Raw genomic sequence first — 21,486 nt, 5'->3', positions numbered from 1 at the left:
CTTGGTAAATATAGATAGCTAACAAAAGTATCTACTTCCCAAGAAGCATCCACTTCAAACGACCCGTAAGGGTGTTAAGTGGCGTGTAGTTCACCAAATTTATTTGGATATATTTTTCTAACTTCTTCCCATTTCATACGTTACACCGCCTTGTGGACTCGTTTATAAAACTATTGTATCACTTATTCCAATGATACTATTTCATAACTGGGTATTATATCGCTTCTAAGCGTTGACCACGAATATATCTCTCCTTTCATTGCGGAGTTCCAAGGAATAAAAAATCTCTAAATCAGAGGTTAATGTAAAAAGAAGCTACACCTTAAAAAGATTTATTTAAGGTAAGTAGCTTCTTATTTCTGCAAACTTTTTGTTTTTACTTTTCCTTATCTTACATCATCAATCCAATCCCACATTATACTCATCCTTTCTTTCACTTGATTTGAATACATTTATATTGTAATCGTTTGTTTATTTAAAAACAAATTTAATTAAAATTGATTTATCGTTTATTATATTAACTTTGCTAGATTATTCTTCTATTTTCTTTTTCATTCTAACAAATAAACAAATGTTTAGTTATACTAATATACTAAAAAGTACATGTCCCTCTACCTTAACATGCAAAAGATAGAAGTCCATGCACCACAAATCAGTCCAATCATCCATGATGTTACTTTAGAGCAAGCAATGCTTTATCCGCAATATCTTTGCGAAATTGCATACCATCAAAGTGTATATGCTCCAAGCTTTTATAAGCATTTTGCTGAGCCTCTGCTAAAGTAGCGCCTTTGGCAGTTACGCCTAACACTCTTCCACCAGCTGTCGTCATTTGCTCCTCATTCCACTTCGTACCTGCGTGAAAAACGACAGCATCTTTTACATTATCCAGGCCCTTTATGTGTTTCCCTTTAGGGTAAGCACCTGGATATCCTTCGGAGGCAAGCACAACACATACCGCTGCATCTTCGCTCCATTTCATTTCTACTTCATGTAACGTCCCTTCCACAACAGCTTGGAAAACGTCCACCAACTCGGACTCCAGCCTTGGCAAAACAACCTGTGTTTCAGGATCACCAAAACGACAATTAAATTCAATCGTCTTTACTCCACTCTCTGTCATCATTAGACCAGCGTAAAGCACCCCTTTAAAGTGTCTTCCTTCTGCTACCATCGCTTTTGCAGCAGGAATCAGCACCTTTTGTATCGCCTCATCCACCACATCTTGTCCTATATGGGGTACAGGAGAATACGTACCCATTCCACCCGTATTCGGTCCTTTATCTCCATCGAAAATCGGTTTATGATCTTGTGAAGGAACCATCGGTCGTACCGTCTCTCCGTCCACAAATGCTAAAATAGACATCTCTTGTCCAAACAAGCATTCCTCGATAACAACCTCATTCCCCGCTTCTCCAAATGACTTCTCCACCATCATTTGCTTCAAAGCCTCTTCCGCTTCTTCCATCGTCTGTGCTACCGTCACACCTTTTCCAGCAGCCAGTCCATCCGCCTTAATCACAATAGGTGCTTTCTGTTTATGCAAATAATCTAAAGCTGCTTCATATTCCGTAAAAGCAGCAAACTGCGCCGTAGGTATATCATACTTTTTCATTAACGATTTACTGAATGCCTTACTTCCTTCAATGATTGCCGCATCTTTATTAGGACCAAACGCAGGAATCCCTGCTGCCTCAAACGCATCTACAGCACCGCGGAACAACGGTTCTTCAGGGCCAACAATGACCAAATCAATAGCATTTTCCTTAGCAAATTTACATAATGCATCAAACTGCAATTCATCGTATGGGATACACGTCGCCATCTGTGAAATTCCAGCATTACCAGGTGCACAATACACTTGATTCACCTTCGCACTTTTTTTCAGTGACCAGATTATCGTATGCTCTCTCCCGCCACGACCAATGACTAATACATTCACGTAAAACATTCCCCTTTCTATATATCATTCACCTGACTGAGCAAAGCAATGGTCAGAACTACCTGAGCTACAATCATGATGCTCCTGTGAGCTACTCCATTCCCGACCGGGCAAAGCGATGGTCGGGGCCTCGAAGCATAAGCCTACACCTCCGTAACAGCACCCAAAACACTCCCTCGAGCTACCCACATAAAGCTCCTGTGAGCTACCCCACTACCGACCGGGCGCAGCGATGGTCGGGGACTTCGAAGCATAAGCCTACACCTCCGTAGCAGCACCCAAGACACTCCCTCGAGATACAATCATGATGCTCCTGTGAGCTACCCCACTACCGACCGGGCGCAGCGATGGTCGGGACTTCGAAGCATAACGCTACACCTTCGTAGCAACACCCAAAACACTCCCTCGAGATACAATCATGATGCTCCTGTGAGCTACTATCATGCAGCTTCTCAATGAAGTTTCTCACGGGGTCAAGGAAAGCTTAAGTGTAGGGTGGCTAGAGTCAAGCAGATTGAGGCGGCGCCGGAGCGAGCAGCGGAGCGTAGACCGCTACGTGAGCAGCACAGCGACAAGCCAACAAAAAGATGCGCAGGCTATAGCCGCCCGGAACTTAAGGTAACCTCTAATGTTTGAAGTGGCGGATGCTTGTGAAGAGCATGGATACCCCATACACATTCGCAACTTCAATCGACTCTTCATCACGAATCGACCCACCAGGTTGAATGACCGCTGTAATACCAGCTTCCGCCGCTAATTTAAGCGTGTCGCCCATCGGGAAAAAAGCATCTGAAGCAAGCACGCTTCCTTTTGCTTGTTCTTTCGCTTGCTCAATAGCAATATTTGCTGCGCCAACACGATTCATCTGCCCAGCACCGATGCCGATAGTCATATTATGTTTTGCCAACACAATCGCATTAGACTTCACGTGCTTTACGACTTTCCACGCAAATAGTAACTGCTTTACTTCTTCATCCGTTGGCTCACGTTTCGTTACCACTTTTAGATCTTCGTCCGTAAGCTGTAATTGATCCATGTCTTGAATCAAAACGCCGCCGTCTACATCTTTGAGCATTTGTTGTTTTATACTTCGATCTACTTGCATATCACATTGCAATAAGCGAATATTTTTTTTCTGAGATAATACCTCGATCGCTTCCGCTGAGAAGGAAGGAGCAATAATAATTTCAAGAAAAATTTCATGTAACATCAAAGCTGTTTCTTTATCTACTTCACGATTGGCAGCAACGATACCACCAAAAATGGAAGTGGAATCCGCTTCATATGCTTTTTGATAAGCTTCAGCAATAGTTGTACCAATGCCTACTCCGCAAGGATTCATATGTTTCACCGCAACCACAGCAGGTTCGCTAAACTCTTTCACGATTTGTAATGCTGCATCTGCATCGTTAATATTGTTGTATGATAATGCTTTTCCGTGCAATTGTTTTGCTGTTGCAATCGTCGTACTGGATGCCAGTGGCTTCTGATAAAAAGCTGCGCGTTGATGCGGGTTTTCACCGTATCGCAAATCCTGTACTTTTTCATACGTTACCGTTAGCTTTTCTGGGAATGGCTCTCCACTCTGTTTACACAAGTAGTCCGCAATCAATGCATCGTAAGCTGCCGTATGTCTAAATACTTTTGCCGCTAGCTGCTTTCTCAAAGCTAAATCCGTATCTCCTTGCTGCTCTAATTGTGCTAACACAGCAGTGTAATCTGTTGCATCGACAACGACTGTCACGAATGCATGATTTTTTGCCGCAGCGCGAAGCATAGAAGGTCCACCAATATCAATATTTTCAATTGCATCCTCGTAAGTCACGTCTGGCTTTGCCACCGTCTGTTTGAACGGATATAAATTAACAACAACAAGATCTATAAAGTCTAAATGTAGTTCTTTTAATTGCTGTACATGCTCCTCATTGTCTCGAACAGCAAGCAAACCGCTGTGTACAGCTGGGTGTAATGTTTTTACCCTACCATCTAATATTTCTGGAAATGAGGTCACATCCGATATGCCTGTCACTTGTATGTTATGTGCTTGTAACAGTTTTTTCGTTCCACCCGTTGAAATAATTTCTACGCCTGCTTTTACTAATGCAGCAGCAAAATCTACTACACCTGCTTTATCAGACACACTAATTAATGCTCTCTTGATTGCCAAGTTAGTTCCCCCCTATATCTTTTGCAACGATAACTCTTCTATCTTTTAAAATAATACGACCTTCTCTACATTGTTGAATGACTTCCGGATATAACTGATGCTCTAATTGCTTCATTTTTTGACTGAGCAACGCCAGTGTATCTTCTTCCTTTATGTCCATGACCCGCTGCGCAATAACAGGACCACTATCCATTCCATCATCTACAAAATGAACGGTGCATCCTGTTACTTTCACCCCATATTCCATCGCATCTTGCAACCCATTTTTACCGGGAAAAGCCGGCAACAAAGATGGATGGATGTTGATCACTCTTCCTTGATATGGTGTGAGTAGCGTGGAGCTCAATAAACGCATATAACCTGCAAGGACGAGCAAAGCCACGTTTCTTTCCTTTAGTTCCTCCACAATGTGTGCTTCGTATTGTTGTTTTGATTCATACGCTTTGGGATCGAACACAAAAACGTCAATGCCCGCTTCCTCTGCTTTTTGTATTACCTTCGCTGTTTTATTATCACATATGAGCAACTCGATATGCACATCAAGTGTGCCAGCGTGTACTTGATCTACAATCGCTTGAAAATTTGAACCGTCTCCTGACGCAAATACTGCAATACGAAATGTACTCATTTACCATTGCACTCCATCAAACGTCACGTCTTGCTGACCAGCTGTAACCGTCCCTATTTCATATACTTCTTCACCTAATTGCTGTATGCATTCCATTGCTCTTTCTTTCTCGTCAGGTGAAACGACGATCATATATCCAATGCCCATATTAAATGTCGTATACGCATCCTTTTTAGACATGTTCCCTTTTTCCACTAACAAATCAAAGATGGGAGGAATAGGCCAAGTATTTGTCGCTATGTTGACATTAACCCCTTGTGGCAACATTCTTGGAATATTTTCTATGAAGCCACCGCCCGTAATATGAGACATTCCTTTTATATTTATTTGCTCCAGTAGTGGTAGTACAGTTTTGGCATATATTTTTGTTGGTGTCAGTAAGCATGCGCCTAATGTTTGTCCTAGCTGAGTAACATGATCATCAAGGGCTAGACCTTGCTCTTCTAGCAACACTTTGCGCACTAAGGAAAAACCGTTGCTGTGCACTCCACTAGAAGACAGTCCGAGTACGATATCTCCTTCTTGAATATTCGTACCGTCGATAATGCGAGACTTATCTACTATACCGACCGTAAATCCAGCAATATCATATTCGCCATCAGCATACATACCTGGCATCTCCGCAGTTTCACCGCCAATAAGTGCACAATTTGCTTGCTGGCACCCTTCGCTAATTCCTTTAACGATATGTTCTACTTTTTCTGGCAACAATGTTCCGCAAGCGATGTAGTCAAGAAAAAATAGTGGCTCTGCTCCTTGTACGAGAATATCGTTTACACACATGGCAACGGCATCGATACCAATCGTATCATGTTGATCCATAGCAAATGCTAATTTGAGTTTCGTTCCCACTCCATCTGTTCCCGAAACTAGCACAGGTTCTTCATATTTTTCTTTATTTAATGCAAATAAACCACCGAATCCACCTAGTCCGCTCAACACTTCCGGACGGAGTGTCTTTTCCACATGTTTCTTCATTCTTTTCACTGCTTCATTGCCAGCAGCAATGTTGACACCTGCTTGTTTATAAGCTTCAGACATTCCTCGTTCTCCCCCTACTTTGTTGTTGAGCTAGATTAAATCACCATGAGCATGTACTTACATTATGATCATGTACAGCATATAGTCACATTTTCATGCTTATGCTAAAGTAAATACATCTTTCTAATTGCAACAAGTTTGCTTACTCTCTGATTCTGATTCGTCTTGATACACTTCCGTTGGATACTGATGATTAAAACAAGCCAAACACATCCCGTGTTCTTCTAATCCTGGATGATTTCCTATCGATTTAATTAAGCTTTGCTCCGATAAAAAGTGAAGAGAATCCGCTTGTATCGCTTCGCAAATCTCCGCAACCGTTTTTTCCGATGCGATCAACTCTTTACTTGTTGGTGTATCAATACCATAAAAACATGGATTTTTAAAAGGTGGAGAAGTAATTCGAACATGCACTTCTTTCGCCCCTGCCTCACGCAGCATATTGACAATGCGCATGCTGGTCGTTCCGCGCACAATCGAATCATCGATCATAACGACCCGCTTCCCTTCCACTACTTTTCTAACAGCGCTTAACTTCATCTTTACCCCTTGCTCACGCAATTCTTGACTTGGCTGGATGAAGGTACGCCCTGCATATCTATTTTTTACTAAACCTAGTTCGTATGGAATTCCAGTTTGTTCGGCAAATCCAATGGCAGCGGATATGCTAGAATCAGGCACTCCCGTTACTACATCTGCATCGACAAAGGATTCCAAAGCAAGTTGTTTGCCCATTCTTTTACGTGCTGTATGCACATTAATTTGCTGGATGTCGCTGTCTGGTCTAGCAAAATAAATATATTCCATGGCACATATGGATTTTTTGTCTTCCATATATGTTTCAGATTGCATTCCTTGCTCATCCATGACAATCAGTTCACCGGGCTGCACATCGCGCAAATACGTTGCTCCAATAGCGTCAAAAGCGCAAGTTTCCGATGCAAAAATAAACGCTTCTCCTAACTTTCCTATCGAAAACGGACGAAAACCTCCTGGATCTAGAGCCGCAATGAGTTTATCCTTTGTCATAAATAAAAAGGCGTACGCTCCTTCAATATGAGAAAGTGCTTCTTTTACCGCATCTACGATATTGCTGCATTTGGAACGTGCAATAAGATGAGCTACCACTTCGGTATCACTGGAAGTTTGGAAAATAGAGCCGTCTCGTTCTAGCTTCGCTCTCAGTTGCTTTGCGTTGACGATATTTCCATTTGTAGCAATGGCTAAGTCACCTTCTCGATATTTTAAAACGAGTGGTTGTGCATTTTCCACTTTACTCTCACCCGAGGTGGAGTACCTTACATGGGCAATCGCCGTATCACCTTTTAGCTGTTGTAAATGTTGAGTAGTAAACGCTTCTTTCACTAATCCCATTCCGCGATGATGATGAAATGCTGTACCAGTATTTGTACAGATGCCAGCACTTTCCTGACCACGATGTTGCAGTGCGTGCAAACCATAATAGCAGAGGTTTGCTGCTTCTTCGTGACCGTATACCGCAAAGACTCCACATTCTTCATGCAGCTTGTCAAAGATTTCATCGTTATGCCCTTCATTGTAAAAATGACCTGACCAATGCTTCATGATTGCTCGCCTCTCATCTTAGCTGGAATAGCTTCTTTCCAAATAGCAGTTAATCTCGATACAGAAGCATCAATGATGACTTCATGTTGCTTCTTCACTTGAAGCTGCTCTCCACCAACTTCACCAATGTTTTGCCATGGTACATTCGTTTCTGACATGTAAGTTTCAAACTGTGTTTGCCATTCTGGTTGAATACTCAAAACAATACGAGATTGACTTTCAGAAAACATAGCAATGTCATGTCGTAAATCCATATCTACTTCCACCGCAGCGCCAATTCCACCTGAAATACAACTTTCCGCAATGGCTGTAGCTAGCCCTCCTTCGGAACAATCATGCGCAGAATTGATCCAACCGCTTTGAATCATATGCAGCACAGCCGCTTGCAGCGCTTTCTCTTTCTGTAAATCTAGTTCTGGAGGTCTACCTTCTGTTTTTCCAAACACCACATGTTGAAATTCACTTCCGCCTAGCTCAGCTTTCGTTTCCCCTAATACATATATAACATCTCCAGCTGTTTTAAAAGATTGCGTCGTCATGTGATTCACATCATGAACTAAGCCCACCATACCAATAACAGGAGTAGGATAAATAGCACCGTTCGCATTTTCGTTGTATAAACTTACATTACCTCCGATAACCGGCGTAGATAATGATTCGCAAGCTTGGGATACCCCATCAGCTGCTTGTTCCAACTGCCAGAAAATTTCTGGTTTCTCCGGACTGCCAAAGTTTAAGTTATCTGTGATAGCAAGTGGTTCAGCACCAGAACATACCACATTACGCGCAGCTTCACTCACGGCAATTTTTCCACCAACGTAAGGGTCTAAATACACGTATCTACCGTTACAATCCGTTGTCATCGCAAGTGCCTTGTTACTTCCTTCAATAGCAACCACCGCCGCATCCGAACCTGGGTGAATGGCTGTATTCGTGCGAACCATATAATCGTATTGATGATATACCCATTCCTTGCTCGCCACGGTAGGAGAAGCAAGTATGCGTTCTAGTGCTTCATTTAAATCTTGTATTTCTTCATATTTAGTAGAGTCGAAACTTTCACTTTCCTGATAGTAAGCAGGTACTTGCGATGGTTTTTCATAGACTGGACATTCATCTACTAATGCAGATACGGGCATTTCCGCTACCTTTTCACCGTGATGAATTAACGTTAAATTCCCGTCATCCGTTACCTTGCCTACTTTCGGACAATCTAGTCCCCATTTAGCAAATATCGCTTTGGCTTGGTCTTCATGTTGCTCTTCGATGACAAACAACATACGCTCTTGGGACTCAGACAACATCATTTCATACGGTGTCATACCTTCTTCACGCTGTGGGACTTGGTCAAGGTAAAGCTCCATGCCGTTTCCTGCTTTACTCGCCATTTCCGCACTTGAGCAAGTGAGTCCTGCTGCACCCATATCCTGAATACCTAGTACGATACCGGATTGTATTAACTCCAAGCACGCTTCCATCACAAGCTTTTCCATAAAAGGATCTCCCACTTGTACGGAAGGACGTTTGGAATCGGAATCTTCATTTAACTCTTCGGAAGCAAAAGTTGCACCATGTATACCATCTCTTCCCGTCGCAGGACCTACGTAGTAGACTGGATTCCCAATCCCTTTGGCAATCCCCTTCTGGATATCCTCATGGTCAATCAATCCCACACACATTGCATTGACAAGTGGATTCCCCTCGTAACTTTCATCAAACATGACTTCTCCACCAACAGTCGGTATACCAATGCAATTACCGTAGCCAGCTATACCACTTACGACATGCTCAAACAAGTATTTGACTCTATCATTTTCTAAGTTTCCAAATCGCAACGAATTCAACAAAGCAATCGGACGAGCACCCATAGAAAATATATCTCTAATGATTCCGCCTACTCCCGTTGCTGCACCTTGGAAAGGTTCCACAGCAGAAGGGTGATTATGACTTTCAATTTTAAAAACAACGGCTTGATTGTCCCCTATGTCAACAATTCCTGCGCCTTCACCTGGACCGACAAGCACTCGCTCTCCTGTCGTAGGAAAACGGCTTAAGATCGGCTTTGAATTTTTATAAGCGCAATGTTCAGACCACATGACACTAAACACACCAATTTCAGTGTAATTAGGTTTCCGACCTAAAAAGGAGCAAATGAGTTCAAATTCGTGATCGGACACACCCATTTGTTTATATAGTTGCAATGATTCAATTTGCTCTGCTGTCGGCTCCTTAGCTGTTGATAACTGTGTCATGATGTTCCCTCCAAGCTTTTAAAATTGACGTAAACATGCGTCTTCCATCTGCGGATCCTAACCAATCATGTATGGCTCTTTCTGGATGCGGCATCATACCTAGTACATTGCCTTGCTTATTACATATTCCTGCTATATGATCCACCGATCCATTTGGATTATGGTCTGCGTAACGGAAAACAATCTGATTGTGTTGTTCCAGTTGCGCCAGCGTCTGGGGATCACAATAATAATTTCCTTCCCCATGTGCGATCGGAATGGTGATTTTTTCTTGATGCTCATAATCAGAAGTAAACACTGTTTGATTGTTTTCAACCGTCAATGTGCTTTGAAAACATTGAAATTTTAAGTTTTCATTTTTCAACATGGCTCCTGGTAATAAGCCTGCTTCTAATAAAATTTGAAAACCATTGCAGATTCCTAGTATCCATTTCCCTTCTTCTGCTGCCTTAACTAACGCACTCATCACTGGAGCGAAACGAGCGATAGAACCTGAGCGTAAATAGTCCCCATAAGAGAACCCACCTGGTATGATAATACCGTCATAGGCCGTTAAATCATCTTTATCATGCCATACGTAGGAAACAGGCTGCTCCATCGTTTGCTCCACTGCTTTGTAACAATCAACATCACAATTAGATCCTGGAAAAACAAGTACTGCAACGTGCATTACAGTCCCTCCAATTCAAAGCGGTAATCTTCGATTACGGTATTCGCAAGTAACTGTTCACACATGTCCCTTACTCTTTTTTCCGCTTCTTGTCGGTCCACTGTATCTAGTTTAATTTCTAAAAATTTTCCGACTCTAACTTTTTCTACTTCTTTAAATCCCATGGAATGCAATGAATTTTGTACTGCATTCCCTTGTGGATCCAATACACTTTGTTTGATCGTTACATATACTCGTGCGTTAATCATTGCTGGTCCTCCCTTAATATGTTATGGTTTTTTATTTACATCTGGCTAATGAATGGTAAACTTATATTCCATCATTTTTTCATCTGATATCATGTGTCTGCCTTGCCATTTTCAGCTTACAATTTTTTGTAAAATCTCAACATATTTCGTGCTGGCCAACTCAACAACCTCATCTGACAACGTTGGGGGCTCACTATTTCGATCCCATTTCGCTTCTTCTAACAAGTATGTTCTTATGATTTCTTTATCCATACTCTCTATTTCTACATCTAATTTATATTTATTTTTTTCCCAAAATCGAGAAGAGTCAGGCGTAAAACATTCGTCAATCAATAGGAGCTGATCTTGTATTAAACCGAATTCTAATTTACAATCTGCGAGTACAATGCCTTTTTGCTCACAATAGTTAGCTGCAAATGCATACAAAGCAATGCTCCATTGCATCAGCACATCGGCCATTTTCTCCCCAACTTGTTCTTGTAACTGCTTCATACTAATATCTTCATCATGTCCTTCATCACGCTTCATAGATGGTGTGAATATAGGCATGTCTAATTTTTGGTTTTTGCGAAGACCTTTCGGTAATGTTTGCCCGTTGATTTGCCCTGTCTGTTCATATTGACGCCAACCGTTACCGGTAATATATCCTCTGACAACACATTCAATATCTATACGTTTTGCTTTTTGAACGACCATGATACGATCTTTATACTTTTTAGGGTCTTTACATACACCTTTTAGCGCTTCAATGTTTGTATGCACCATATGGTTAGCGATGAGATGCTTCGTATGTTGAAACCAAAAAGCACTCAATTGATTTAACACATTCCCCTTATTAGGAATACCAGGTTGTAAAATATGATCAAATGCAGAAACGACATCCGTTACGACAATAAGATATTGATCTCCTAGATCATACAGCTCTCTCACTTTACCTTTATGAACTAATGGAGCATCTATATCATGAACAGCTGTGATGATTGGATCTGTTACATTTGTCTGCAAAATATTCTCCCCTTTTATGATGAAGTGTACATTTCACGATTTTTACAATAACTTACGATGGTGTAAGCCCTAATCTGTTAAATATCGTATCGACATGTTTGACGTACCAGTTTGGATTAAAGCAATCTTCGATCTCATCTACACTTAAGTAGGAGGTAATATCTTCTGATGTAAGAACAATCTGCTTGAAATGCTGTTGGGATTCCCAAGCTTGCATCGCTTTCGGTTGAACAGAGTCATACGCCTGCTCACGAGATAATCCTTTGTCAATTAATTTAGTCATGACTCTTCCTGAGAATGGAACCCCGTAAGTTCGCTCCATATTTTTTCTCATGTTTTCAGGGAAAACAGTCAGATTTTTGACGATGTTACCGAATCGATTTAGCATGTAGTCTAGTAAAATCGTTGCATCAGGTAATATGATTCGTTCTACAGAAGAGTGAGAAATATCTCTTTCATGCCACAATGGCACGTTTTCATAGGATGACGTCATATAACCGCGAATCACTCTCGCTAACCCTGAAATGTTTTCACTGCCAATCGGGTTACGCTTATGTGGCATAGCAGAAGATCCTTTTTGTCCTTTAGAAAAAGATTCTTCAACTTCACGAAACTCACTTTTTTGCAATCCTCGAATTTCGGTCGCCATTTTTTCTAAAGACGTTGCGATAAGTGCTAATGTTGCCATGTAATAAGCATGTCGGTCACGCTGCAATGTTTGTGTGGAAATCGGTGCGGGTGAAATGCCTAACTTCTCGCATACCATAGTTTCGATAGCAGGATCTATATTTGCATAATTACCTACAGCTCCAGAGATTTTGCCAAATTCCACATCTTTTGCAGCAGTTCTAAACCGTTCTATATTTCTTTTCATTTCTTCAAACCACAATGCTAACTTTAAGCCAAATGTGGTAGGCTCTGCATGAACACCGTGAGTACGCCCCATCATAACGGTATCTTTATGCTCTAATGCTTTCTCTTTTAAAATAGAAATAAATTGTTTCAAATCACGGTCTAATATTTCATTCGCTTGCTTTAATAAATATCCGTTAGCTGTATCCACCACATCGGTAGAAGTCAAGCCGTAGTGAACCCACTTTCTTTCTTCTCCTAATGTCTCGGATACTGCTCTTGTAAAAGCGATAACATCGTGTTTTGTTTGTTGTTCTATTTCTGTAATGCGGTCCATATTAAAGTCAGCTTTGTCACGTATTTTTTTTACGTCTTCTTCTGGAATGACACCTAAATCCGCCCACGCCTCATTACTACAAATTTCAACTTCTAGCCACGCTCTAAATTTGTTCTCCTCAGTCCAAATCGCTGACATTTCTTCTCTACTGTAACGATCAATCATGTGTATTCCTCCACTGTTTTATCTTTGAAAGCAAGATTTTCAATTTTGTTGCTGATATACTTTGCTTTGTGTTGTCCAAATCCTACTTTCCTCTATCCATTGTAACGCAAGATCCGCCTGTTCGCTAAGAAGATTAAGATGCCCCATTTTCCGTTTCGGTTTTTTTTCTGTTTTACCATAGAAATGAATTTTCTGTATGATGCCGCTCGGTATGCTCTCTTTTTTATTCATCCAATCTTGCACAGTATCGACATGCTCCCCTAGAATATTCACCATCACCACCGGAGTAAGCAAGTCTGTAGCACCTAGCTTCAAATTACAAACCGCACGGATATGTTGTTCAAATTGTGATGTCGCACATGCTTCCATTGTAAAATGTCCTGAATTGTGCGGTCTCGGCGCTAATTCATTCACATAAATCTCACCATCTCTGCCAACGAACATTTCTACTGCAAGCAACCCACACAGTTGAAACGATTGCGCAATACGGAGGGCGACATTTTCAGCTTTTTTCGTCATTTCCTGGGAAATACGTGCCGGTACAATAGTACAATGTAGTATATTGTCTACGTGAATATTTTCTGCTACAGGGAAGACTTTGCATTCTCCTGCTTTATTCCTTGCAACAATAACAGATATTTCTTGCTCGTAGTCAATGAACTGTTCTAAAACAAGTTGTTGATTCATGACAATAAGTTTGGAAAACGCCGCTTCGCATTCATCCGCATCATGAATGACCACTTGTCCTTTTCCATCATATCCCCCACTCGCCGTTTTTAAAACGGAAGGCGTGCCTAATTCCTCAATGGCCGATTTTAATTGCGACAGCATTGTAATTTCACGGTATGGAGCCACACTTACTCCCGCTTTTACTAACGACTCTTTCTCTCGCCAACGGTGCTGTGTCGTATGCAGCAATTCACTTCCTTGTGGCACAAGGGCATGTTGTTGTAAGTGTTCCACCATATTGGCATCTATATTTTCAAACTCATACGTAATGACATCTACTTTGGATGCTAGCAAGGATGCCGCATGCTTATCGTCAAAAGCTGCTTGTATATGTTCATTTGCAACTTGTGCACATGGGGCATCTTCAGAAGGGTCAAGGACAGTAAAGCGATAGCCCATATGGCTGCCTGCCAATGCCATCATTCTACCTAACTGTCCACCACCTAAAATACCAATATGAGCACCAGGCATAATAGGAAGCTGGCTCATATTTCTTCCCCGCTTTCCATCACTTTTTGTTTAATAGATTCCCGGCGATCTTTTATCTTCCTTGCTACATCGTGTTCGAAAGCTCCAATGATTTGTGCTGCAAGTAATCCAGCATTAGATGCGCCTGCTTTTCCAATGGCTACTGTAGCAACAGGAATACCTGCTGGCATTTGTACAATAGAAAGTAACGAATCCATTCCGTTTAAGTGAGAAGATTTAACAGGTACCCCTATCACAGGTAATGTGGTTTTTGCCGCTACCATCCCTGGTAAATGAGCAGCGCCACCCGCACCAGCTATAATGACTTTAAGGCCTTTATCAGCAGCACTTTCCGCATACTCAAACATATAGTCAGGTGTGCGATGTGCGGACACCACTTTTTTCTCGTAAGGTATTTCAAGTTCATCTAAAATCTCACAAGCGTACTGCATCGTTTCCCAATCTGATTTACTTCCCATAATAACTCCTACTTGCAGTTCAGACACCACTGGTCACTTCCCTTTCGTTTTGTTTATTAAGGTTACATGCACATTCTATAAGTAGAAATTTCTTCATCTTATGCTTAGTGGTAATAAGTTGAGTGAACTTGTTCATTCAACTTTATATAAGATGAAGAAATAATAAGATACAGGTTTACGCCTCAGTTGCCAGGCGTAAAGGTTATCATATTGGAATTTCTTCATCTTATGCTTAGTGGTAATAAGTTGACTGAACTTGTTCATTCAACTTATTTACTAACTAGTCTACTATGCATGTTCATCCAATGCGCTATTTCTATCATTAAAAGTTTGTAAGGTTACTTTTTTGCACAAAAAAGGGGCAAGTTGCTAAGCAACCTACCCATAGAACCGATACTAATAAATAACAAAAACACCATCATATACGTACACATATGATAAAGCGCCTTTGTTCATAGTCCAGTAATTTACGGTTCTGGGTAGAAACTTTCGGGCCATATTCCCGATATTATACGAACAAATAGTATGTTGTTACGGCATGAATGATTTCAGCGTAACTTTTTTATTGTTATTGTTTCATTTATAGTTTAAACGTTGTACATTGTAAACGTAAATAATAGACAGCAATGATTTACTAACCATGATGCCGTGTATCTAGTTTATATTCCTAACATAGCGATGTCAAGTATAAATACGAACATTATTCACCTGTTTAATTTTAAAGTTCGTGTTTTCATGAATATGGAAAAAGATACGATGCTGTATTACAGTAAAAATGTCCTATGTATCTTGGCTCTTTACCAATCTAATGTCGTCACTGTGCCGTCTTGAATCGTAACAAAACGATGACCAAGTTCTAGTGCTTCTTGCCGATCATGCGTCACCATCAAAACAGGAATGCCCATCTTCCCTTGCATATGCCTCAACAAATCTCCACATTGTCTTCGCGTATCTATATCTAAAGAGGAAAAAGGTTCATCTAGTAGTAACACTTTGGGCTCCGCTGCTAGTGCCCTCGCTAAAGCAACTCGTTGCTTCTCCCCACCAGATATTTGCTGTGGATATTTATGCAATAATGGAGCTACACCTAACTCTTTCACTAATCCGTTCATCACTTGTTCTTCTTTTAAAGCATACATAATATTTTTCTTTACCGTCATATGGGGAAAAAGTGCATAGTCTTGAAAAACATAGCCAACGTCTCGTTTTTGTATCGGAAGGCTTTTCTTCTTATTGTGATTTTTTTCAAAGAGAACGTTATCACCGACATTAATTACTCCAGCATCTGGTTGCATAATACCTGCAATACAATGAAGAATGGTTGTCTTCCCAGTACCAGAAGGGGCGAACAGAATGACGATTTCATTTTCCATTTGTATGTTTACATGTAATGTATAGCGGCTAATTTTTTTAGTGAAATTTATAGACAACATGTTCCTGAACATCCCTTTCAAATGAGTACACAAAAGCAAAACCTTGTCACCTTGCTAAAGTGGTTGCGAAAAAAGCGTTATAGATCGTTTTATGTGTCCTTCTTCCCCGTGGTAAATGCGAAAACATTTCGTTTGCTCCACCAATTTAACCAAAACACTGCACTGAAACCAAGTGTTAAAATAATAAGTACCCATATCGTTGCCGTTTCCTTGTCCCCTGCCTCCACTGCAAAGTAAATAGTCAGTGGAATCGTATCTGTTTTATTGGGAATATACCCTGCTATCATTAAGGTTGCTCCAAACTCTCCTAACGATCGAGCAAAGCTTAAAATAAGGCCCGCTAACAAGCCTGGCCATGCCAATGGCATCGAAAGAGTCCAAAACACTTTCCACCTTGATGCTCCCATCGTATAGGCGGCATGTTCCACATTCACATCATATTTTTGAAAAGCAGCAACCGTACTTTGATACATGAGTGGAAATGAAACAACGATAGCTGCCAACACGGCTCCAATCCATGTAAATACAATTTGAAAACCGAATGTTTCCCACAACCAGCTGCCAATCCATCCATTTTTGCCAAATAAATAAAGCAGAGCAAACCCTACAACAGTAGGGGGCAAAACCATGGGAAGCATAATGATGGATTCCACAACCGTTTTCCCGTAAAATTGTCTTCTTGCCATCCATCTTGCTAACGGCAAACCAATAATCAAAACAATGAAAGTAGCTGTGCCTGCAACTTTCAACGATAACCACAAAGGAGAGAAGTTCATATTCTAAGCTGACACCGCCTTCACTTTACTCTATCATTTCAAATCCATAGTCATCAAAAATAGACTGTGCTTGATCTGAAATTAAATACTGTATAAATGCCTCTGCCGCCTCACTTTCATTCCTGTTCGCAACTGCTGCAGCGGTATACATAATCGGAGAATGCCAAGCACTATCTGCTTGTCCCACTATTTGCACTTCTTCACTTGTCATAGCATCACTCACATAAACAAAACCTACATCCACATTTCCAGATTCAACGTAAGTTAAGACTTGCCTTACGTCTTTCGCCAATACAATAAGAGAAGCAACGTCATTCCACTTCTGAATAGATTGTAGTACCTCTTTTGCATATTTTCCCGCAGGAACGGTCTCTGGATCTCCCAATGCGATGTGTTGAACGTTATCTACGCTTAATTCATCAAAAGATGAAATATTGTCCTGAGTGTTCTTATTTACAACCATCACTAGCGTATTTCCAGCAATCGTCTTTTGTGTATTGGAAATGATAAAATCATCTTCATGAAGTTTGTCCATCCAATATGTATTCGCGGAAACAAACACATCCACAGGAGCTCCTTGTGTAATTTGTTGAGCTAGCTTACCTGAACCTCCATAATTTAATGTAATCTTTACATCATCATATGTTTGCTCATATTGCTTTACTATATCTTCCATTACATTGGACATACTCGAAGCAACGGAAACGGTAAACTCTGTATTTTCACTAATCTCATCTGTAGTCTGACAACTAGTAAGGATGAGCATACTACATAACATAAAAATCATTATCCGTGCTGTCCGTGCTTTAGCTTTATTTATAATGTTATTCAACGTGTTCACCACTGCCATTGTATGATTCATTCCACTTTCAATTATGTTTCCGTAAATCTAAACAATTTCAACATTACACTACTCTTTTACTTCATGCAACACATGGCCTAGCATCTGTAAATGGAAAACAATATGAATAGCGTAAAAGTTGTGAAATGGAGATTTCTCCATCTTATGTTTAGCAGTAATAAGTTGGATGAACACGTTCATTCAACTTATCTATAAACTGACTTTACAAAAAAAGTCGCAAATACAAGTCTAACTTTATTACCGTTAGCATCGTATTTGCGACTAAAAATAAATATGGTTAGATTTTAAGAAGATACTTGTTGTAAAGCATTAGCTAGTTTCTCGAAATGAGATATTGCATGACCAACCCGTTGTTTAAATGCTCCATTTTGCGGCTCATTTTGAGCATTAAATTCTCTTTGATTACCACCCATGGAAATCCATTCTGTGCAGTTCACACCGTGCAAACTTCTTATGATGGTCTGCAGGTGTGTTAAGGAATGAACCCCAATTGGACCGCCAGCTGAACTTACTGGCAATACCGCTTTACCAGCAAAATGATATTGCTCTAAGTAATCTAATGCATTTTTAAGCACTCCAGATATGCTTCCGTGATATTCTGGAGTACTTAAAATAATGCCATCTGCTTCCGCTACTAATTTCTTTAACTTGATGACATTTGCATCTTCCTCCATATCATAATCTGGATTGTAAAAAGGAAGTGGCTCTTTGTATAAATCAAATATGTGAACTGTATGTCCTCTGTCTTCTAGTATCGTTTTCATGTATTTCATTAAAGTTGTGCTTGTTGCTTGGTTTCGATTAGAACCTAATAACATCGTAATTTTCATCTCATCCGCCTCCAACATTTTATTATTATCGTTTATCTTATATGTAAAGGATACTGTATTTTGAAGTTATGAACATCCTCTATGAGTAGGATGAGCGGATACGTCATTAGAAGTATGGTATATGTACTCTGTCATACTATAGTATGACAAAGTGTATTATATAAAGCCCACTAGCTTGGCTTTCATGCCCAATGATTTTTGACAACAGCAAAAGATCTTACATTATGGAAGACGTGTAAATACATTTACCATCTTTAATTAGAAAGGTAGATGTACTATTCATTTTTTTATATTTGCAAGGAACATCTTTTCTGTTTTTTTCGTCTATTTAGTTAAATGACTGGGAGGCAAAAAGTAGATGAACAAAATAATATTTTCAATCATCATGCTATTACTAGTTGTAGGCTGCTCTACAAAAGAAATTTATTCTCATGAAATAGGTGAGCAACACGCAGATTGGCCCATCTATAATATTCATGAAATGTTATCAGGAGAAACAGATTTAATTGTAAGTGTATATGTTGAGTCACTAAAAGAAGTTCCAGATACAAGATATCCTGATGATCCTACTACTCATCAAAAAGCAATATTATCTGTAGATCATTTTTTTTATGGAGAGGACAAAAGTGAACACATTATGCTTTATCAATCCGTGGACAAAGTAAAAGCAAATACAAATTACTTATTATTTTTGAGCTACGTACCTAGCATCGGAGGTTATGTTGTTTCAGATGGAACATCACAAAGCATGGTCAGCACTAACCCTGAAACATTTCATGTTAATGTGCAAGGCAAATCTGGTTCTTATTCTAAAGAAGAATTGCAAATAGTATTAGATGAGGCAGTGAAAAAGTTGAAGCAATCTTTTTTCTAATGTTTGAGATTTTGCCGTACGCAAAACTCATGAAAAAAAACCTTTAAAATTGCTTTGGCGAGCTAACATTTAAAGGTTTAAAGATATTATAAATTCAATATTAAGCATCATTATACATATAGTTGTATCCGTTTTCAATAATAATTTTTTTATTCCTTCAAAAAAATAAACTATATAAAAATTCCAGTAACTTATCTTCGATTCCCAATGATCTTTGCCAAAAGCAAAAGATCTTACATTATTGTGCTTTTGTCATTGTTTTTTGATCCTATTTACAGTGTTGCTCTAAAAGTGTGTAAACGTTATTTTTTATGAAATAATTATCACAGTTAAAATTGAAATAAAAATCACAAAGATGATATGAACTCTTAAGTATGCTGCCACAATAGCTACAAGTCCACCTATTACCCCTACATATGGATTTTCATCAATTGCTAAAATAGAAGGAAAAATTAATGCAGATAAGGCTGCGTATGGAATACATATTAACCACTTTTCTAACCATTTTGGCAGAGTCACTCTTTCAACGATAAATACTGGTATAAGACGAGGAATATACGTAACTAAAAACATCCCTAGAATAATTAACATGATCCCCATTATTCCTCATCTCCTATATTAAATATGATTCCGAAAAAACTACCCGTTATAGTAGCCATTATGATTGCCCAGCCTCGCTCGAAAAAAGCAGAAAATACAAAACATAATAAACCACTGATAATTGCTATGACCCCTATGCGCCAAGATTTCCTAATAGAAGGTACTAAAAGACTTATAAACATCGCATACAATGCAATTGACATCCCAGAGCTAATTGAAGCAGGAATAATGTTAGCTAGTAACCCCCCTATTAATGTACCGACTATCCAAGAACAATAAGATGATAATGTTATCGCAGCTAAAAATTTTTCAGAGCTTTCTTTCTCTGCTGCTGAAGCCACTGCAAATACCTCATCTGTTACCCCGAATGATAATGGTACTTTCCACGATAATGGAATATTTTTAAATTTATTCATTAATGACATACTCATAATCAAATGTCTTAAATTTAATACCAGTGTAGCCGTTATGATAGAAATACTGCCTGCTCCAGCAGAAATCATACTGATTGCAACAAACTGACTTGCTCCAGCAAACACAAGTATTGACATAAGTACTGCATAATAAAGAGGTACGTTTGCTTGCACAGAAAGAATTCCAAACGTTATCGCAATAGGGATATACCCGATTACTATAGGTAATGCTACGATGATTCCCTTTATCCAGTCTTTGTTATCATTAACTGAAGATTGATATTTTATTTCACTTTTATTATACATACCTTTATCCCTACTTTTTTAAATGCAAAAACATGGGTTCCAGCATCATATTCACACTTTAATAATGAAATAGAATTGATTATGATTAACTTGTTTAGCAAAACCATTTTAGTTAGAGCTTTACGTATATATTACTTTTATTTCCTTTTTAAAAGTCAATATGGAATTATTATGTTATATTATACTACATTAAAATCTGACATAAAATTAATTTTAGTATTTCAACCTTAAAGTTAATTATTTCAATCATTTTGTCTATTAGATGCAAAAAAACAGATGATTCTATCTTTTTTTAATGTTTGAGATTTTGCCAAAGGCAAAACTAATCGTAAAATCAGAAGAAGCTATATTTCTTTATGTTTGAGATTTTGCCGTTGGCAAAACTAATCGTAAAATCAGAAGAAGCTATATTTCTTTAATGTTTGAGATTTTATCGTAGATAAAACTCATAAAAAAAAGCCTACATCATTAAATAAATTAATGACATAAGCTTTGTCTGCTTGGCAACGTCCTACTCTCCCAGGACCCTTCGGTCCAAGTACCATCGGCGCTGGAGGGCTTAACGGTCGTGTTCGAGATGGGAACGTGTGGTTCCCCTCCGCCATCATTGCCAAACATAAATTTTACTATCGTAAAATTTAACCTATTTAAAAGACCAGCCAGTTTGGCTTGATTCAAAGGTGATTTTTGCTTTAGCAAAATATCTTACCTTTAAGTGTTAAGTCTTTTTATGTTGTTGAAGGCATTTAAACCCTCAAAACTGAATGCAAGCGAGTATCCAAACTCCATAGAAAGGAGGTGATCCAGCCGCACCTTCCGATACGG

The 21,486-nt window shown here is 39.4% G+C and carries 19 protein-coding genes, 1 rRNA gene and 1 riboswitch; of the genes, 1 reads left to right on the top strand and 19 read right to left on the bottom strand.

Annotated features, from left to right (window positions below; translation table 11 throughout):
- Positions 1-673: 673 nt before the first annotated feature.
- The 16 genes from purD to D1Z92_RS16695 all read right to left on the bottom strand — a co-directional run bounded on the left by purD (position 674) and on the right by D1Z92_RS16695 (position 18,468).
- Positions 674-1,942, bottom strand: coding sequence for a phosphoribosylamine--glycine ligase (purD, locus tag D1Z92_RS16770; protein WP_128896834.1), 1,269 nt, complete (start codon positions 1,940-1,942; stop codon positions 674-676).
- Between the two features lie 625 nt (positions 1,943-2,567).
- Positions 2,568-4,109 (bottom strand): bifunctional phosphoribosylaminoimidazolecarboxamide formyltransferase/IMP cyclohydrolase, encoded by a 1,542-nt coding sequence (gene purH, locus D1Z92_RS16765; RefSeq protein ID WP_128896833.1) that lies wholly within the window; start codon positions 4,107-4,109, stop codon positions 2,568-2,570.
- Position 4,110: 1 nt separating this feature from the next.
- Positions 4,111-4,737: a phosphoribosylglycinamide formyltransferase gene (purN, locus tag D1Z92_RS16760; protein WP_128896832.1), complete on the bottom strand. Its 627-nt coding sequence runs from the start codon at positions 4,735-4,737 to the stop codon at positions 4,111-4,113.
- On the bottom strand, positions 4,738-5,778 hold the full coding sequence (gene purM / locus D1Z92_RS16755) for a phosphoribosylformylglycinamidine cyclo-ligase (RefSeq protein ID WP_128896831.1): 1,041 nt from the start codon (positions 5,776-5,778) through the stop codon (positions 4,738-4,740). It abuts the gene before it with no gap.
- A 123-nt stretch (positions 5,779-5,901) separates the two neighbouring features.
- Positions 5,902-7,362: an amidophosphoribosyltransferase gene (purF, locus tag D1Z92_RS16750; protein WP_128896830.1), complete on the bottom strand. Its 1,461-nt coding sequence runs from the start codon at positions 7,360-7,362 to the stop codon at positions 5,902-5,904.
- Positions 7,359-9,614, bottom strand: a complete 2,256-nt coding sequence (purL, locus tag D1Z92_RS16745; protein ID WP_128896829.1) for a phosphoribosylformylglycinamidine synthase subunit PurL — start codon at positions 9,612-9,614, stop codon at positions 7,359-7,361. The genes purF and purL overlap by 4 nt, the downstream gene beginning before the upstream one ends.
- Positions 9,592-10,284, bottom strand: coding sequence for a phosphoribosylformylglycinamidine synthase subunit PurQ (gene purQ / locus D1Z92_RS16740; RefSeq protein ID WP_128896828.1), 693 nt, complete (start codon positions 10,282-10,284; stop codon positions 9,592-9,594). Before purQ ends, purL begins: the two co-directional genes overlap by 23 nt.
- The gene (gene purS, locus D1Z92_RS16735) at positions 10,284-10,532 is read right to left on the bottom strand and encodes a phosphoribosylformylglycinamidine synthase subunit PurS (RefSeq protein ID WP_128896827.1); all 249 of its coding nucleotides are present in this window, start codon (positions 10,530-10,532) and stop codon (positions 10,284-10,286) included. Before purS ends, purQ begins: the two co-directional genes overlap by 1 nt.
- A gap of 111 nt (positions 10,533-10,643) precedes the next feature.
- Positions 10,644-11,537, bottom strand: a complete 894-nt coding sequence (locus tag D1Z92_RS16730) for a phosphoribosylaminoimidazolesuccinocarboxamide synthase (RefSeq protein WP_240666791.1) — start codon at positions 11,535-11,537, stop codon at positions 10,644-10,646.
- 52 nt (positions 11,538-11,589) lie between these two features.
- Entirely contained in the window at positions 11,590-12,891 is a 1,302-nt protein-coding gene (gene purB, locus D1Z92_RS16725; RefSeq protein WP_128896826.1) for an adenylosuccinate lyase, read from the bottom strand.
- 39 nt (positions 12,892-12,930) lie between these two features.
- Complete coding sequence (purK, locus tag D1Z92_RS16720) at positions 12,931-14,109, bottom strand: 5-(carboxyamino)imidazole ribonucleotide synthase (protein ID WP_128896825.1); 1,179 nt, start codon at positions 14,107-14,109, stop codon at positions 12,931-12,933.
- Complete coding sequence (purE, locus tag D1Z92_RS16715; protein WP_128896835.1) at positions 14,106-14,567, bottom strand: 5-(carboxyamino)imidazole ribonucleotide mutase; 462 nt, start codon at positions 14,565-14,567, stop codon at positions 14,106-14,108. Before purE ends, purK begins: the two co-directional genes overlap by 4 nt.
- 435 nt (positions 14,568-15,002) lie before the next feature.
- Positions 15,003-15,103: riboswitch (purine riboswitch) on the bottom strand.
- Positions 15,104-15,364: 261 nt separating this feature from the next.
- Positions 15,365-16,000: an ATP-binding cassette domain-containing protein gene (locus D1Z92_RS16710; protein ID WP_128896824.1), complete on the bottom strand. Its 636-nt coding sequence runs from the start codon at positions 15,998-16,000 to the stop codon at positions 15,365-15,367.
- 89 nt (positions 16,001-16,089) lie between these two features.
- Positions 16,090-16,776 (bottom strand): molybdate ABC transporter permease subunit, encoded by a 687-nt coding sequence (gene modB, locus D1Z92_RS16705; RefSeq protein ID WP_128896823.1) that lies wholly within the window; start codon positions 16,774-16,776, stop codon positions 16,090-16,092.
- A 25-nt stretch (positions 16,777-16,801) separates the two neighbouring features.
- Entirely contained in the window at positions 16,802-17,638 is an 837-nt protein-coding gene (gene modA / locus D1Z92_RS16700) for a molybdate ABC transporter substrate-binding protein (RefSeq protein WP_128896822.1), read from the bottom strand.
- Positions 17,639-17,922: 284 nt separating this feature from the next.
- The gene (locus tag D1Z92_RS16695) at positions 17,923-18,468 is read right to left on the bottom strand and encodes an NADPH-dependent FMN reductase (RefSeq protein ID WP_128896821.1); all 546 of its coding nucleotides are present in this window, start codon (positions 18,466-18,468) and stop codon (positions 17,923-17,925) included.
- Between the two features lie 358 nt (positions 18,469-18,826).
- On the opposite strand from D1Z92_RS16695, the gene D1Z92_RS16690 reads away from it, so the two are divergent.
- Positions 18,827-19,342 carry a hypothetical protein gene (locus tag D1Z92_RS16690; protein WP_128896820.1) on the top strand — a complete coding sequence of 172 codons (516 nt, stop codon included), beginning with the start codon at positions 18,827-18,829 and terminating at the stop codon, positions 19,340-19,342.
- Positions 19,343-19,651: 309 nt separating this feature from the next.
- On the opposite strand, the gene D1Z92_RS16685 is transcribed toward D1Z92_RS16690, so the two are convergent.
- From D1Z92_RS16685 to rrf, 3 genes are all read right to left on the bottom strand, one after another.
- Entirely contained in the window at positions 19,652-19,942 is a 291-nt protein-coding gene (locus D1Z92_RS16685) for an AzlD domain-containing protein (protein ID WP_128896819.1), read from the bottom strand.
- On the bottom strand, positions 19,942-20,661 hold the full coding sequence (locus tag D1Z92_RS16680) for an AzlC family ABC transporter permease (protein WP_128896818.1): 720 nt from the start codon (positions 20,659-20,661) through the stop codon (positions 19,942-19,944). The genes D1Z92_RS16685 and D1Z92_RS16680 overlap by 1 nt, the downstream gene beginning before the upstream one ends.
- Before the next feature lie 498 nt (positions 20,662-21,159).
- Positions 21,160-21,276 (bottom strand): 5S ribosomal RNA (gene rrf / locus D1Z92_RS16675).
- Between the last annotated feature and the right edge of the window lie 210 nt (positions 21,277-21,486).

Origin of the sequence: Longirhabdus pacifica, assembly GCF_004115085.1 — a bacterium.
Classification (GTDB): domain Bacteria; phylum Bacillota; class Bacilli; order Paenibacillales; family DSM-105158; genus Longirhabdus; species Longirhabdus pacifica.
The sequence above is the reverse complement of the archived record's forward strand: the minus strand, read 5'-3'. Positions and strand labels throughout refer to the sequence as shown.

What these genes read in the sequence shown, in the direction of transcription:
- purN (WP_128896832.1), bottom strand. Translation starts at nt 4,737, where the DNA reads ATGAGTACATTTCGTATTGCAGTATTTGCGTCAGGAGACGGTTCAAAT.
- modB (WP_128896823.1), bottom strand. Translation starts at nt 16,776, where the DNA reads ATGAACTTCTCTCCTTTGTGGTTATCGTTGAAAGTTGCAGGCACAGCT.
- purK (WP_128896825.1), bottom strand. Translation starts at nt 14,109, where the DNA reads ATGAGCCAGCTTCCTATTATGCCTGGTGCTCATATTGGTATTTTAGGT.
- purM (WP_128896831.1), bottom strand. Translation starts at nt 5,778, where the DNA reads ATGTCTGAAGCTTATAAACAAGCAGGTGTCAACATTGCTGCTGGCAAT.
- purS (WP_128896827.1), bottom strand. Translation starts at nt 10,532, where the DNA reads ATGATTAACGCACGAGTATATGTAACGATCAAACAAAGTGTATTGGAT.
- D1Z92_RS16680 (WP_128896818.1), bottom strand. Translation starts at nt 20,661, where the DNA reads ATGTATAATAAAAGTGAAATAAAATATCAATCTTCAGTTAATGATAAC.
- purF (WP_128896830.1), bottom strand. Translation starts at nt 7,362, where the DNA reads ATGAAGCATTGGTCAGGTCATTTTTACAATGAAGGGCATAACGATGAA.
- purQ (WP_128896828.1), bottom strand. Translation starts at nt 10,284, where the DNA reads ATGCACGTTGCAGTACTTGTTTTTCCAGGATCTAATTGTGATGTTGAT.
- D1Z92_RS16690 (WP_128896820.1), top strand. Translation starts at nt 18,827, where the DNA reads ATGAACAAAATAATATTTTCAATCATCATGCTATTACTAGTTGTAGGC.
- D1Z92_RS16695 (WP_128896821.1), bottom strand. Translation starts at nt 18,468, where the DNA reads ATGAAAATTACGATGTTATTAGGTTCTAATCGAAACCAAGCAACAAGC.
- purB (WP_128896826.1), bottom strand. Translation starts at nt 12,891, where the DNA reads ATGATTGATCGTTACAGTAGAGAAGAAATGTCAGCGATTTGGACTGAG.
- purE (WP_128896835.1), bottom strand. Translation starts at nt 14,567, where the DNA reads ATGGGAAGTAAATCAGATTGGGAAACGATGCAGTACGCTTGTGAGATT.
- D1Z92_RS16710 (WP_128896824.1), bottom strand. Translation starts at nt 16,000, where the DNA reads ATGTTGTCTATAAATTTCACTAAAAAAATTAGCCGCTATACATTACAT.
- modA (WP_128896822.1), bottom strand. Translation starts at nt 17,638, where the DNA reads ATGAATCATACAATGGCAGTGGTGAACACGTTGAATAACATTATAAAT.
- purL (WP_128896829.1), bottom strand. Translation starts at nt 9,614, where the DNA reads ATGACACAGTTATCAACAGCTAAGGAGCCGACAGCAGAGCAAATTGAA.
- D1Z92_RS16685 (WP_128896819.1), bottom strand. Translation starts at nt 19,942, where the DNA reads ATGGGGATCATGTTAATTATTCTAGGGATGTTTTTAGTTACGTATATT.